The sequence below is a fragment of the Pseudorhodoplanes sinuspersici genome (assembly GCF_002119765.1).
Classification (GTDB): Bacteria; Pseudomonadota; Alphaproteobacteria; order Rhizobiales; family Xanthobacteraceae; genus Pseudorhodoplanes; species Pseudorhodoplanes sinuspersici.
Genome location: NZ_CP021112.1, coordinates 5,217,428 through 5,231,156, shown reverse-complemented (window position 1 = coordinate 5,231,156; position 13,729 = coordinate 5,217,428). Strand labels below are relative to the sequence as shown.

Annotated in this window: 14 protein-coding genes; 6 read left to right on the top strand and 8 right to left on the bottom strand. The window is 61.8% G+C overall.

Annotated elements, in window-relative coordinates; translation table 11 throughout:
• Positions 1–101: 101 nt before the first annotated feature.
• On the top strand, positions 102–653 hold the full coding sequence (locus CAK95_RS25500; protein ID WP_245303522.1) for a MarR family winged helix-turn-helix transcriptional regulator: 552 nt from the start codon (positions 102–104) through the stop codon (positions 651–653).
• A 63-nt stretch (positions 654–716) separates the two neighbouring features.
• Here CAK95_RS25500 and CAK95_RS25495 read toward each other — a convergent pair whose 3' ends face one another.
• Positions 717–1,250: an aromatic-ring-hydroxylating dioxygenase subunit beta gene (locus CAK95_RS25495; RefSeq protein WP_198343764.1), complete on the bottom strand. Its 534-nt coding sequence runs from the start codon at positions 1,248–1,250 to the stop codon at positions 717–719.
• 3 nt (positions 1,251–1,253) lie between these two features.
• On the bottom strand, positions 1,254–4,139 hold the full coding sequence (locus tag CAK95_RS25490) for an FAD-dependent oxidoreductase (protein ID WP_086091660.1): 2,886 nt from the start codon (positions 4,137–4,139) through the stop codon (positions 1,254–1,256).
• A gap of 165 nt (positions 4,140–4,304) precedes the next feature.
• Here CAK95_RS25490 and CAK95_RS25485 point away from each other — a divergent pair, with 165 nt between their 5' ends.
• From CAK95_RS25485 to CAK95_RS25465, 5 genes are all read left to right on the top strand, one after another.
• Positions 4,305–4,673, top strand: coding sequence for an antibiotic biosynthesis monooxygenase family protein (locus CAK95_RS25485; protein WP_086090465.1), 369 nt, complete (start codon positions 4,305–4,307; stop codon positions 4,671–4,673).
• A 6-nt stretch (positions 4,674–4,679) separates the two neighbouring features.
• Positions 4,680–5,324: a maleylacetoacetate isomerase gene (gene maiA / locus CAK95_RS25480; RefSeq protein ID WP_086090464.1), complete on the top strand. Its 645-nt coding sequence runs from the start codon at positions 4,680–4,682 to the stop codon at positions 5,322–5,324.
• A gap of 204 nt (positions 5,325–5,528) precedes the next feature.
• The gene (locus CAK95_RS25475; protein WP_198343763.1) at positions 5,529–6,530 is read left to right on the top strand and encodes an ABC transporter substrate-binding protein; all 1,002 of its coding nucleotides are present in this window, start codon (positions 5,529–5,531) and stop codon (positions 6,528–6,530) included.
• Between the two features lie 21 nt (positions 6,531–6,551).
• A complete protein-coding gene (locus CAK95_RS25470; RefSeq protein ID WP_198343762.1) occupies positions 6,552–7,313 on the top strand; it encodes an ABC transporter ATP-binding protein in 762 nt (253 codons plus the stop codon).
• On the top strand, positions 7,306–8,088 hold the full coding sequence (locus CAK95_RS25465) for an ABC transporter permease (protein WP_086090461.1): 783 nt from the start codon (positions 7,306–7,308) through the stop codon (positions 8,086–8,088). The genes CAK95_RS25470 and CAK95_RS25465 overlap by 8 nt, the downstream gene beginning before the upstream one ends.
• A 56-nt stretch (positions 8,089–8,144) precedes the next feature.
• On the opposite strand, the gene CAK95_RS25460 is transcribed toward CAK95_RS25465, so the two are convergent.
• Genes CAK95_RS25460 through CAK95_RS25435 form a run of 6 tightly spaced genes read right to left on the bottom strand, consistent with a single transcriptional unit; the run spans position 8,145 to position 13,706 of the window.
• Positions 8,145–9,122, bottom strand: coding sequence for a Bug family tripartite tricarboxylate transporter substrate binding protein (locus tag CAK95_RS25460; RefSeq protein ID WP_086090460.1), 978 nt, complete (start codon positions 9,120–9,122; stop codon positions 8,145–8,147).
• A gap of 37 nt (positions 9,123–9,159) precedes the next feature.
• Positions 9,160–9,867 carry an ABC transporter ATP-binding protein gene (locus CAK95_RS25455; RefSeq protein WP_086090459.1) on the bottom strand — a complete coding sequence of 236 codons (708 nt, stop codon included), beginning with the start codon at positions 9,865–9,867 and terminating at the stop codon, positions 9,160–9,162.
• Between the two features lies 1 nt (position 9,868).
• On the bottom strand, positions 9,869–10,615 hold the full coding sequence (locus CAK95_RS25450; protein ID WP_086090458.1) for an ABC transporter ATP-binding protein: 747 nt from the start codon (positions 10,613–10,615) through the stop codon (positions 9,869–9,871).
• Positions 10,612–11,616: a branched-chain amino acid ABC transporter permease gene (locus tag CAK95_RS25445; protein ID WP_086090457.1), complete on the bottom strand. Its 1,005-nt coding sequence runs from the start codon at positions 11,614–11,616 to the stop codon at positions 10,612–10,614. Before CAK95_RS25445 ends, CAK95_RS25450 begins: the two co-directional genes overlap by 4 nt.
• The gene (locus tag CAK95_RS25440; protein ID WP_245303521.1) at positions 11,609–12,505 is read right to left on the bottom strand and encodes a branched-chain amino acid ABC transporter permease; all 897 of its coding nucleotides are present in this window, start codon (positions 12,503–12,505) and stop codon (positions 11,609–11,611) included. Before CAK95_RS25440 ends, CAK95_RS25445 begins: the two co-directional genes overlap by 8 nt.
• Before the next feature lie 28 nt (positions 12,506–12,533).
• Positions 12,534–13,706, bottom strand: a complete 1,173-nt coding sequence (locus tag CAK95_RS25435; protein ID WP_086090456.1) for an ABC transporter substrate-binding protein — start codon at positions 13,704–13,706, stop codon at positions 12,534–12,536.
• Positions 13,707–13,729 lie beyond the last annotated feature (23 nt).

Genomic DNA, 13,729 nt, shown 5'->3' with positions numbered 1-13,729 from the left:
AGCCGTGACGAGTTTATGGGATCTTCCAAAACGAAGGAGATGCGAGTGAAAGCGGACGGTGATAGAGAGCGGCCGGAGAAGTCGCAGGGAGATTTTTGACGTTGGCCAAATCCAAGAAAAGCAAGAAGACCACCCCAGTCCGGACCAAGAAAGCCGCGCCAGCCCGCAAAAAGAGCGTCGAGCACCGGTCTCTCTATGCCAGCATGCCGCTGTGGGCCCGTCCCGGATTCCTGATCCGCCGGCTGCATCAAATCAATTACGCGCTGTTCTTCGAGGAATGCGCCGGCTTCGACATCACCCCGGTCCAATACTCGCTGCTGACGACGCTCAGTCTCAATCCCGATACCGATCAGCACACGCTCGGGCGCGAGGTCGGCATCGATCGCACCAATGTCGCCGATGTTCTTCGCCGCCTGGAGCAGCGGGGTCTGTTGACGCGCCGCAGAGGCGAGGTGGACCGCAGAGCTGTGCTCGCTCGTCTGACGCCAGCGGGCGAGAAAGTCACCCGCGAAATGTTCAAGGCGATGCAGCGCGCGCAGGCCCGTTTGCTCGAGCCGTTGCCGCCGAAGGAGCGGGCAGCATTGATGGCGGGACTGTTGCGGCTTGTGGACGCCAACAACCATCTGGGCCGGACAGTGTTTCAGCCGAGCTGAGGCCGCTCGCCTGGTGCGAGCGGGACCTGTATCTGTCGGGGTTTGTCCGCAGATCATGTGGCCTCAAACCGGCAAACAGAGCGCGTTCGGAACCAGCAGGTTATCGTAGACGCAGCGGCGTTCGGCGAGCTTGAGCACGCCGTTCTCGCGGCGGAAGACATCGTGATAGGCGCCGACCTGATGCAGTGTTGCGTCGGGGCGATCGAAAAGCACCTGCAGCACGACATAGTTCGCGCGCGCCTTGACGATGCCGTCCTGTTCCTCGCTCAGCACATCGAGATTTCCGATGATGTGCCGCAGGTAGCGCGGCGCGAACATCGCCGTTTCGCTCAATGCGAAAGCGCGATCATGGATCATCGGCTTGCCTTCGCAATAGATCAGGCCGACCGGCATGTTGTGGTCGAAATTCTCGCGCGAAAGGACGACGTAGAGCGCGTCGTCGGTGAACATGTCCGTCCAGTCGGAGAGGCGCTGCTCATCCAGCGCCGCCGCATAGCGGACGTTGAAGGTTTCGATCTCGTGCCGCAGCAGAACGGCTTCAAGACGGGGATCCATGAGCGGAGCGGGCGATGGGGTGCGCTTGACGGCGAGATCCATGACCTAGAGTCCCATTTCCGCACGCCAGTGTTTGTACATGGCGCGGATGGCCGATTCCGAAATCAGGTTGTCGGCGGTGCCGGCTTCGACCGCGGGATCGAGCTTCACGAGATGTTCGCCATGCGGCACGCCCAGCATGCCATCCTGGACGAACTTGATCGCTTCGTTGTCTTCCAGGCCGAGGAAGCCTGCGGGACCCATGAGATTGCCTTGCCGCAGGCGATGCCGTGTCATCTCTTCGGTATCGCCTTCATAGCCAAACATGGTCCATTTCATGATGAATTCATGCGGGCCGGTGGGGACGATCTGCCGGATGCCGAGCGTGTTCATCTCGCGCTGGATGATCAGATTGGGCCAGATCGTCGCCATGGTCACCGACCACGGGCTGTCGAACTCGTCGACGAAATCCATGAAGCGCGGATCGGCCAACGTCATGCCTTCCTTGTAGGCGCGCATTTCCTTCTTGGCGTCGCTGGACACAGCTTTGCCGTCCGACTTGGCCGACGCCATCACGCCGTGACGCCCGCTCGGATCGGCGAGCATCAGCGATTTGTTGCCGGCCACCAAAAGACCGAATGTCACCAGGAAGGTGTGCAGCAGCGTTGCGTGATACGGGTCTTTCAGGTTCTCGTGATAGAGCTTCCAATTGCCCGGCAGCGAGTGGCGGTAATGACCGAGGACCTTCAGGCGGCGTCCGTCGAAGGTCGCTTCGAACTCGCGCAGGATCTCCGGGGAGAGATAGTCGGCGAGCGGCTCCATGTCCTCGCAATAGGATGCAAACACAACGCCGCGGTGTGTGGTGACTTTGAGACGGCGCAGGCCATGGTCTGCATTCTTGAAGTCGGCCGGCATGCCGCCTTTGCCGCCAACGCCCCGCCGGAACGGAACGCCCGCAAGATTGCCCTTCAGGTCGTAGGACCATTGATGATAGGGGCAGACGAACTCCTTGGCATTGCCGGACAGCTCGCGGCAGAACTCAGCTGCGCGATGGGCACAGCGGTTCTCGAAGACATTGATCGATCCATCTTCGGCGCGCGCGACCACGACCGGCGTCGGCCCGACATTCGAGCGGATATAGTCGCCGGCATTCGGCACTTCGGCTTCCAGCGCGACATAATTCCACGTGCGGCCATGGAAGATCTTCTCGACCTCGCGCTCATAAATGGTCTGATCGGTATAGACCCAATCGGGAATGCGCGTCAGGCCGTCGGCCGGCCAGATATAGCGCTTGGTGAGCGACAGGCTCGGATGGGCATTCATGAGGCTAGCCTCCGTCGTTGTGTCGGCGTCCTCCCGCTCGTCGGACAGGAGAGGGCCGTGGACCGCTGGGTCGTATAGGGTTGCGGCGTCGAGTTCGGCCCGCGCAGCCCGGATGGCCTGCGGGTCGGAGAAAGCAACAACACTGGTCAGCACGCCGGTCGCGCGATCGAAGGTGCGATAGATCGCGCCGGGCGCCGCTTGGGCTGAACCTGCAAACGCCACGCCATCTTGCGGGCCAGTCACGCCCAGCATCTGAATGTTGCAGCCGAACTGGTCGGTCCAGAACCATGGCCGCTTTTGCGCAGCCGGCGCCTTGTTTCCGGCCATGGAGCGGCCTGCTGCCGCGCCTTGTTCTTCGGCATTCTGCCAGCTTTCGAGCGATATCCGACGGCCGGCGATGGCATCGTGATATAAGGCGCAATCGCCCGCCGCCCAGATTCCCGGCACGGAAGTGCGCCCCTGCGCATCCACAGCGATGCCGCCTGTCGTGGTTGCGCAGCCGGCCTGCAAAGCCAGGCTCAGCATGGGCTGCATGCCGATGCCAACAAGCACCGCATCGACTTCGACCACATCCTCACCGGTGATGACGCCGAGGCGTGTGCCGCGCTTGGTGATGGCGGTGACGGTGGCGTTGCGGCGCACATCGACGCCATGACGCCGCGCGAGATCGCGGAAGGCGCCGCCGATGGCCGCGGGCATGATCCGCGCCATGATCTCCGGCTCGCGCTCGAGCAGCGTGACGGCAACGCCACGCGTGATCGCTGCCGATGCGAGCTCCAGCCCGATGAAGCCGCCGCCGACGACGGCAACATGATGTGCGCCGTCAAGGGCCGCTGCAATCGCCAGCGAATCCTCGATCGTCCGCAGATAATGGACGCCGGCGAGATCGGCGCCGGGAATGCTCAGACGCCGGGGCTCTCCGCCGGTGGCGATCAGCAACGCGTCGTAGGCCAGCACACCGCCATCATCGAGCGTGATCTGCCGCTGCGCCGGATCGACCGACGTCGCCGCAATGCCAAGATGCAGATGCACGCCGTGCTGCGCTGCATCCGCCTCGCTGAGCCGTACGCCGGATGCAGCGTCCGCCTGGCCGAGCAACAGCTCCTTCGACAGCGGCGGCCTTTCATAGGGAAGATGCGGTTCGGCGCCGACGAGATCGATGCTGCCGTTGAAACCCTCGGCGCGCATCGCGCGAATGGCCGCCGCCGCAGCCTGACCGGCGCCGACAATCACCACGCGATTGGTGTTGTCCGACCGATTTGTGTTTTCCGAGGCCGCCGGTTCGGGCGTAACATGCTTGAGCGGTGAGGCGGCCCCCGGCTGATCGACATCGACGAGGATGTCGTTGCCGTCGACACGCACAGCGAATGTCCGCAAGTCTTCGGTGACGGGCGAACACAATGCCTTTCCACTGCGAATATCGAACTGCCCCTGATGCAGCGGACATTCGATCTTGCCGTCTTCGATCCAGCCTTCGGACAGAAGGGCGAGGGCGTGTGTGCAAATTCCGTGCGTCGCGTAGATTTTGCCGTCGAGATTGTAGAGCGCGATGTGAACGCCATCGACTTCCACGCCAAGGGTTTTGCCCTCGGGGACCTCGTTCAACGAAGCCGCTATCGTCCATGCCATCTGCGGCATCTCTCACACTGGAAATTATAATCAGTATAACATCATTTTTCCGTCACACAACTGCAGACGAACCGTTGCGCATCGCAAAAGCGCGCGATATCGACGCTATTGCTAAAGAAAAATACTCAGTGTACCATCATATATTCCACGGAACGGGAGACTCGCATGGCGCAGGAGCCGATCGCCACCAAGGGCAATTATCTTCACATTTACGACTTCAAAGTCATGCCTGGGCATGAGGAAGAATTCATCAGGCTGTTCGAGGAGTTTGACTATTCGGACGGCAATCCGATGCATAAATCATCGGCGCAGGTGAAGGACGGCGTGCTTTGCCGCGACACCGAAGATCCGCAGCGTTTCTTCCTGATCGCCGAGTGGAGTGACATCGAGGAGCACGCCAAGATCCGCAAGATTCTCGCCAACGAGATCAAGCCGGAATTCATCAAGTATATCGAAGGCGGGAAATTCATCCCGAAATATGTCGAGGTGGTCTCCTCGACACCGGACGAGATCCTGCAGAAGGCGGCAGAGTGACGTGACATGTCACGTCAGCTCTACACGTTCTTCCGCTCCTCGACCTCGTTCCGTCTGAGGATTGCGCTGGCTTACAAGCGGCTCGATTACGAGCCGCATTATGTCAGCCTGCCGAAGATGGAGCACCGGGTCCCGTCGTATCGGGACATCAACCCGCAGGGATTGGTGCCGCTCCTCGTCGAGGGCGGCCGGTCGCTGATCCAGTCGATGGCGATCATCGAGTATCTCGATGAGGTCTATCCCGATCCGCCGTTGATGCCGAAGGATCCGGCCGGGCGGGCCTATGTGCGGGCGGTGTCGCAAATCATCGGTTGTGAAATTCATCCGCTCAACAATGTGCGGGTGCTGAAGCATCTGAAGGCGCAATTCGGCGCCGACGAAGCGGCCACCAATGCCTGGTATGAGCACTGGATCGCCGAAGGGTTGTCGGGCCTTGAGGGTTACCTCGCGCGCGAGGGGATGTCCGGCGATTTCTGTTACGGCAATACGGTGACAATGGCGGATATCTGCCTCGTGCCGCAAATTTTCAACGCGCGGCGGTTCAATTGTTCGCTGGACGCTTATCCGAAGCTGTTGGCGATCACCGATCGCTGCATGACGCTCGATGCCTTCCGAACGACCGAACCAAGCACGCAGGCCGACGCGTTCTGAAACAGCGCGTGCGGCCTGAATGTTGCGAGCGACGTAAATTGCGTCTGGGGCGCTTCGACGCCACGCTTGTTTGTGCGGCGCTTTGGCAAATGATCAGTACATAATCATATCTTGCGGAAGTGAGGGGGCGTGGTATCCTTTTTCCGGAAGCAGCAGTAATGCCGGGCAAATGTGAGGGGTGTGCACATGTTTGGATTTCGGTTGTTGACTGCGATTGCAGTTCTTTCTGCTGGTGTACTGACGAATCAGCCGGCGTCGGCCGCCGATCGTCTGGCCGTCCGGCTCGACTGGACGCCGTGGGGATCGCAAGCGCCCTTCCATCTGGCAGCGAAGAAGGGATTGTTCGCAAAATACGATCTCGATGTCGTGCTGGAAGACGGTAACGGATCCGTCGCCACCGTTCAGATCGTCGGCAATGGCGAATACGATGTCGGCCATGCCTCGCTCGCGCCGATGGTTATCGCCCGCTCCAAGGGATTGCCGGTCAAGGCGATTGCCGGTTTCATCAAGCAGAACGATATCGGCCTGCTGGTGCCGAAAGACAGCGGCATCGCGGGGCCGGCCGATCTCAAGGGCAAGAAGATTGCCTTTACGGCCGGCTCGCTGGAAGCGCCGTTCATTGATCGCTTTCTCGCCGCCGGCAAGCTGACACGAGGCGATGTCGATCTGATCAGCGTCGACGCGGCCGGGAAGGCGGGGCTGTACATGGCGGGACGCTCCGATGCTGCGTTTTCGTCGGCGCCATTCTTTCTGGCCGTGGTCGCAAGCCAGCGGCCCTCGAATGCCATCCGCTTCGCCGATCAGGGCCTCAATTTTCCAAGCTTCGGATTGATGGCGACGGAAAAGTCGATCGCGTCGAAACGCGAGGCGCTGAAACGCTTTGCCAGCGTCGTCTCCGGGACCTGGGCCTATATCTTCGACGGGCATCAGGATGAAGCGGTGCAGGCGATCATCGCGGCGCGGCCGCAGGCCAAGCTTAATCCCGCCGTGCTGCGCCAGCAAATCGATACGCTGAAGGATTACACCGTGACCGAGGCGACCAAGTCGCTGCCCTTCGGCACGATGGCGGCCTCCGACTGGAAACGGGCGGTGGAGGTTCTGGTGGAAGGTGGACTGGTCGACAAAAGCCTGGATTCGAATTCGACATTCACGAACGAATTGATCGACGCTGCGATCGTTGCCGATGTCGCCAGCGGCAAGCATTGATCACGTCCGTTGACGAAGCCGATGATCGCGGCGTCTGACGTCGTCAAACGTTTCGGCGGTGCCGATGGCGTCACCGCATTGCAAGGCATTTCGCTCGACATTGCCGAAGGTGAATTTATTAGCCTGGTCGGGCCGAGCGGATGCGGCAAGAGCACATTCCTTCGTTGTCTCGCCGGCCTCGAAGTACCGACGAGCGGCAGCCTTCAACTCGATGGCGCGCCGATCAAGGGGCCGCCGGAGCGTCTTGGCATGGCGTTTCAGCGCGATGCGCTGCTGGAATGGTTCGACGTCCTCGAGAATGTTCTGCTGCCTGCCGATTTCGGCGGCTATGGCAAGAAGAAATACGAAGCCCGCGCGCGCGAATTGCTGCGGATGGTCGGATTGGACGCGTTCACCGGCGCCTATCCGCAAGCGTTATCCGGCGGCATGCGCCAGCGCGTCGCCATCTGCCGCTCGCTGCTGCTGGATCCACGCCTGCTGCTGATGGATGAGCCGTTCGGAGCACTGGATGCGCTGACGCGTGATCAGATCAATGTCGATCTGCGCCGGCTATGGACCAGGCACCGGATGACGGTCGTGTTCGTTACGCACAGCATCACCGAGGCGGTGTTTCTCTCGACCCGCGTGGTCGTGTTCACGCCGCGGCCGGGCCGCATCGTCGAGGACATTGCCATCGATCTTCCGGCCGAACGCAAACTGGCGATACGGGAAAGCGCAGAATTCGGCGCTTATACCAGCCGCATCCGGGGCCTGTTCGAACAGATGGGCCTGATCCATGATTAGTGCTCTGGCCAAAGCCGCGCGCCGCAGCGCCATGCCGCTCCTCGGCGCGGTGATCTTTCTCCTCGTGTGGGAGGCGGGCGTTCGCCTGTTCGGCGTGCGGCCGATCCTGTTGCCGGCGCCCTCGCTGATTGGCGAAGAACTGATCGCTTCGCCGGTCTGGTTCGCGGAGCAGACGGCGTATACACTTGGCATCACGCTGGCGGGCTTTGCCGTCGCCACCGTGTTCGGCGTCCTTTTCGCCATTCTCATCGTTGAGTGGAAGGTGCTGGACCGGTTGCTGTTTCCGCTGTTTGTCGCGCTCAACAGCGTGCCGAAGGTGGCGCTGGCACCGCTATTCCTGATCTGGTTCGGCACCGGGGCGGAACCGAAAATCGCCATCGCCTTTCTGATCGCGGTCTTCGCCGTGGTGATCGATACCGCGCTCGGTCTGCAATCGGTGCCGCCGGACACCATCGATCTGGCGCGCACGCTGCGCGGATCGCGCCTGAAAGTGCTGCTGCGGATCAAGCTCTATTGCGCGCTGCCGCATCTGTTTGCCGGGCTCAAGGTGGCGATGTCGCTGGCGCTGGTCGGTGCCATTGTCGGCGAGTTCGTCTCCTCGCAGCGTGGTCTTGGCTATGTGATCCTCACGGCGCAGGGGACCTTCGACACGCCGCGCGTCTTTGCCGCGATCGCCATTCTCGCGGTGCTGGGTGTCGCCCTGATAGCGCTGATCGGAGCGATCGAGCGCATTGCGTTGCCCTGGCATCACGCAACGTCGCGCCGGGCGGAATGAGGCCGGCGCCCGGAGCAGGGCAAGCGCGGAGCCTGTAAAGGCCCCGCTGATCCGTCTCACATCGGCTCGACGCCGGCGTTCTTGATGATGTCGCGCTGCTTGATCGTTTCGGAGGCGATGAACTTCTTGAGGTGCTCGGGCCCGGGCGAGGATGGCTCGGCACCTTGTTCGGTGAGGCGCTTGCGCACCTCCGGGTCCTTCAAGGCTTCCGACATGGCCGCATACAGTTTGTCGACGATCGGCTTCGGCATGCCGGCCGGGCCGAGCAAGGCAAACCATGCGCCGGTCTGATAGCCTTTCAGGCCCGCTTCTTCCGCTGTCGGAACATCCGGCAACGCGGTCATGCGCTTGTCGCTGGTGACAGCCAGCGGCCGTGCGTCGCCGGATTGCAGCAGCGCCGACACATTCGGCAGAAGCTGGAAGCCGATCGGCACCTGACCGGCGATGAAATCCGGCGTGTATTGCGCGATGTTGCGATAGGGCACGTGCACCAGTTCGACGCCCGCCAACTGATCAAAAAAGGCGCCAGCCAGGTGTTGCGATGAACCGACGCCAACACTGCCGTAATTGAGCTGCTTGGGATGCGCCTTGGCGTAGCCGATGAACTCGCTCAGCGTCTTGGGCGGCAATTTGGAATTGACGACCACGATGTTCGGCATCACCGCGAACAGCGAGACCGGTGTGAAGTCTTTTTCCGGTTCGTAGGGCAGCGACTTGAACAGCGTCTTGTTCGCCGCCAGCGGGCCGGATGAACTGACGAGCAGCGTATAGCCGTCGGGCGTGACCTTGGCGGCGGCCGCCGTTCCGGTATTGCCGCCGGCGCCGGGCCTGTTATCGACGACGAAGGGCTGTCCCAAGGTCTTCGACATGCGATCGAGCAGGATGCGCGTGATGACATCGCTGGCGCTGCCGCCGGCGAACGGCATGATCACCGTCACCGGCCGATTGGGATAATTATCGCTTTGTGCATGCGCGTCGACGGTTGTTGCCGCACACAGAAACGCTGCGGCCAGAAGCAATCTCGTTCTCATCATTACGGTTATCCTCCCAATTTCTTGTTTTCAGTGTGTGCTAAACGGCGATCCCTTCGACCAGACGCTCACAATCGCCTTTGTTCTTTGCATCACCGCTCAGCATTACGCGCCCGCGCTCGATGGCGATGAAGCGGTCGCACACCGAAAGGGCTTGGTGCACATTCTGCTCGACCAGCAGGATCGTGCAGCCAGCGGCTTTCATCTCGCGGATGATCGCGAAGAGATCGGCCACGATCATCGGCGCCAGGCCCTCGCTCGGCTCGTCGATGAGCAGGAGGCGCGGCTTGCCGATCATGACGCGGGCCATGGCCAGCATCTGCTGCTCGCCGCCCGACAAGGTCGTGCCGTTCTGGCGGCGGCGTTCCGCCAATCGAGGAAACCGCTTGTAGATGTTGTCCAGTGCCGCCTGACCGTCGGCGCGGGAGCGGCCCGGCACCTGCAGGAAGCCAAGCGTGAGATTTTCCTCGACACTGAGGCCGGGAAAGATCCGCCGGTCCTCCGGGACAAGGCCGACACCGAGCCGGGCGATGCGATCGGACCTGAGACCGTCGATGCGCGTGCCGGCGAATTCGATTTCGCCTTGGGTCGGCTTCACCCAACCGGCGATCGCTTTCAGCAGCGTCGTCTTGCCGACGCCGTTGCGTCCGAAGATGCCGAACACTTCGCCATCGCGCACCGAAACGTCGATGCCCTGAATGATGTGGCTCGAACCGTAATTGGTGTGGAGATTGCGGATGTCGAGCATGTCAGGCGTGCCCGAAATAGGCGGCCTGAACGGCCGGGTTGTTGCGGACGTCCGCGGGCGCGCCTTCGGCGAGCTTCTGGCCCTGATGCATGACGATCACATGATCGGACAGGCTCATCACGAGGCCGATGTCATGCTCGATCAGCAGCACCGTGACATCGCTCGCCAGCGACTTGATCAGTTCCGCCGTGTCCTGTGTGTCGCCGTGGCTCATGCCTTGCGTCGGCTCGTCCAGCAGCAGCACTTTGGGTTTGCAGGCGAGGGCGACTGCGACTTCCAGACGGCGTTGTTCGCCATGCGAGAGTTCGCCGGCCTGATAGGCGGCTTTGCTGGTGAGTGAAAAACGCTCCAGCAATTCATCGACGCGAGTCAGCGCCGCCTTGCTCGCGGAGACGGGGCGCCATGCCATGCGCCAGGGTTCGAGAATTTGCGAGGCGAGCCGCAGGTTTTCGGCAACGGACAGGTTGAAGAACAGGTTGGTGATCTGGAACGAACGCGCGAGCCCCGCCGCCTGCATCTTGTACGGTGGCTGCGCGGTGTAGTCCGTGCCGTCGATCAGCACATGACCGCCGGAGCGCGGACGTATCGCACCCGAGATCAGATTGAACAGCGTCGATTTGCCGGCGCCGTTCGGCCCGATGATGGTGGTGATGCGGTTGCGTGCGACGCTGAAGCTGACATTGTCGACCGCGCGCAAGCCGCCGAACCAGATGGAGAGATTGCGGGTTTCGAGAACCGGCGCGGTCATGGTTTGCCTCCGCGCGATAGCCACCTGTACGAAAGCCACTTGGCGACCTGCGGGCGTATGACGCCCATCAGGCCTTGCGGGAAGAAGATCACAGCGCCCATGAACAGAAGGCCGATGATGATCAGATGGTGTTCGGTCCAGCTGCCGATCACCGATTTCAGAACCGTCAGCAAGATGCTGCCATAGAGGGCACCGACCAGTGTGCCGACGCCGCCCAGAATGACGGTGATGACGGCATTGCCGGAGGTTGAGAAGAACAGCAGTTCCGGCGACACGAAGCCGCGCAGCATCGGATATAGCGCGCCGGACACGGTGGCGATGGTCGCCGCGAGGACATAGGAGCCGAGCCGCAGTGTTGGCGCCTTGTATCCGAGGAACGGCACGCGGCGATCATTGGCCTTGATCGCGATCAGCAACCGGCCGAACGGCGTATCGAGCAGATAGGCGGCGATGGCGTAGAGCACCATGGTCACCGCCAGCACGACGAGGAAGAAGCCGGCCGGCGATGCGCTTGAAATCGATGTGATGCCGAGATTGACATCGATGATCGGCACGCCGGTCATGCCGTCGGAGGCGCCGAGCGCTCGGGTATTATAGATGACCTTGGCAATCACCTGCGCCATGCCGAAGGTGATCAGCGCGAAATAGACACCGCGCACCCGCAAGGCGATGAAGCCGCCGACGAGGCCCAGCACCAGTCCGGACGCGAGAGCGACCAGCAAGGCCAGCCAGAATGACGGCACCTGCATCAGCGTCAATGCGGAGATGTAAGCGCCGAGTCCGAAATACAGCGCCTGTCCGAGCGAGAGGAGGCCGGTATAGCCGAGAAGGATATCGACCGATAAAGCAAGACCGGCGAAGATCAGCGCCTCAGTGGCGAGCCGCAGGTAGAAGGTGTCGTTCATCGCCGCGCCCACCGCGGCGGTGATCAGCGCGAAGACGACGAGCAGGGCGGCGAGCCAATGGCTCGCACGCATCGATGTGGTGAGAGCATCACGCATGGCCGAGCCGCCCGAACAGGCCCTGCGGCCGCACCATCAGCATGATCACCATGATTCCGAACACGATCGGGTCGGTCCAGACTGGCGAGATATAAAGAGACGCGATCGCCTGAACCTGTGTCAGGAACAGGCCGGCGACGACGGCGCCGGCGATCGAGCCCATGCCGCCGACAATGACGACGGTGAAGGCCATCAAAATGAAATCGCGGCCCATGGTCGGAAAGACCGAATAGAGCGGCGCCAGCAGAACGCCGGCGAGGCCCGCAAGCGAGACGCCGAAGGCAAAAGCGCCAGCATAGACCAGTTGCACCGGCACGCCGAGCGAGGCCGCCATGTTGCGGTCGAAGGCGGCGGCGCGCACCATTGCGCCAATGCGTGTACGATAGACGATCAGCGCCGTGCCGATGATGATCAGCGCACCGATGCCGATCATGAAGACGCGATAGAGCGGCAGGAACAGGCCGGCGACTTCGATCGCGCCGCGGATCGGCGTTTCCGGCCGCAGCGGATTGGGGCCCCAGATCAGACGGAAAACATCTTCCAGCACCAAAGCGAGGCCGAAGGTCAGCAGCAATGTCGTGACGTGCCGATCCGGCGAATGAAACACCCGCTGGATCAGCAATCGCTCCACCGCATAGCCGATCGGCAACATCAGCGCCGGCACAAGCACCAGCAGCAGCCAGAACGGCACGCCGAGCGCTGCGAGCGAGACGCTGATGAAGGCGCCGAGCGCGTAGAACTCGCCGTGCGACATGTTGATCACGTCGAGCAGACCGAAAATGATGGTCAGCCCGAGCGCCACCAGGATCACAGCGACACCCAGCACGAGGCCGATGACGATCTGGGGAGCCAGAACGAACTGGAAGTAGTCGAATGCTCCGGCCATCATCGTGCCTCGCGCCCGATATCCGTTTCGATCAGAAGCGCGTGCAGGTGTCGGCGCCGATAGCGTCTTCGCCCTTCACCTGACCGACGATGCCGAATTTGCCGTTGTTGACACGCACGACATACATCGTCTGCACGGCCTGATGATCGCCAGCGCGCAGCGTCTTTTCGCCTTGCGGCGTCTTCCACGTCAGATCCTTGAAGGCTTCGCGGACCTTGTCGGTGTCGGTGCTCTTGGCTTTTTCGACGGCCGCCTTGTAGGCGTAGATCAAGCCGTAGGAGTCCGCGCCATAAAGATCGGGATCGATCTTGTTCGCGGCCTTGAAGGCTTCGACGAACTTCTTGTTCTCGGGTGTATCGATCTCGGCCGAATAGCCGACGCCGGTGACGAAACCTTCCGCCGCCTTGCCGATTGCGCCGATATTCTGCGCCGTCACCGTGCCGGAGGCGCCGACAACGGTCAGGTTGTTAAGGAGGCCGAATTCCTGCAATTGCGTGAACAGACGCACGGTGTCGTTGCCGGCGACCGAGGTGTAGAGCACCTGCGGCCGGGCGGCGCGAAGCTGACCGAAATACTGCGTGTAGTCCTTGGAATCGAGCGGGGCGAAAACCTCGCCGCCAGTCTGCGCGCCGACCTTCTCGGCGCTCTGCTTGAAGGCGGCGACGGTCGAACGGCCCATTTCATAATCCGGGCCGAGATAGAACACTTTCGCCTTCGGCTTGTCCTTGGACATCCAGACGGCGAGGGCGGCCGATTGCTGACCGGCGCGGGCATTGACGCGATAGACATTGGGCGAACATTTGTCGCCGGTGATGGAATCGGCGAACGACACGGTTGTCGCCATCAGCTTGCCGGCACGTTCGGCAACCTGGCCGACGGCAAGCGTCGAGCCCGAGTTCACAGTCCCGGTGAGAAAGTCGACCTTGTTGACCTGAAAGACCTTGTCGGCCTTCTGCACGGCAACGGCGGGGTTTGCTTCCTCGTCTTCGAAGATCAGTTCGACCGGCCGGCCCATGATGCCGCCGGCAGCGTTCACTTCCTTCGTTGCGAGTTCGAGGCCCCATTTCACCTGCTGGCCGATGCCGGCATAGGTGCCGCTGAGCGGCGTCACGACGCCGATCTTGATCGGATCGGCGGCGTAAACGGTGGTCAGTGCCGTTGCCGACATCAGGGCGGCGAGGGCGGTTGTTTTGATCTGTCTCATGGCATTTCTCCCTTTGGAATTAT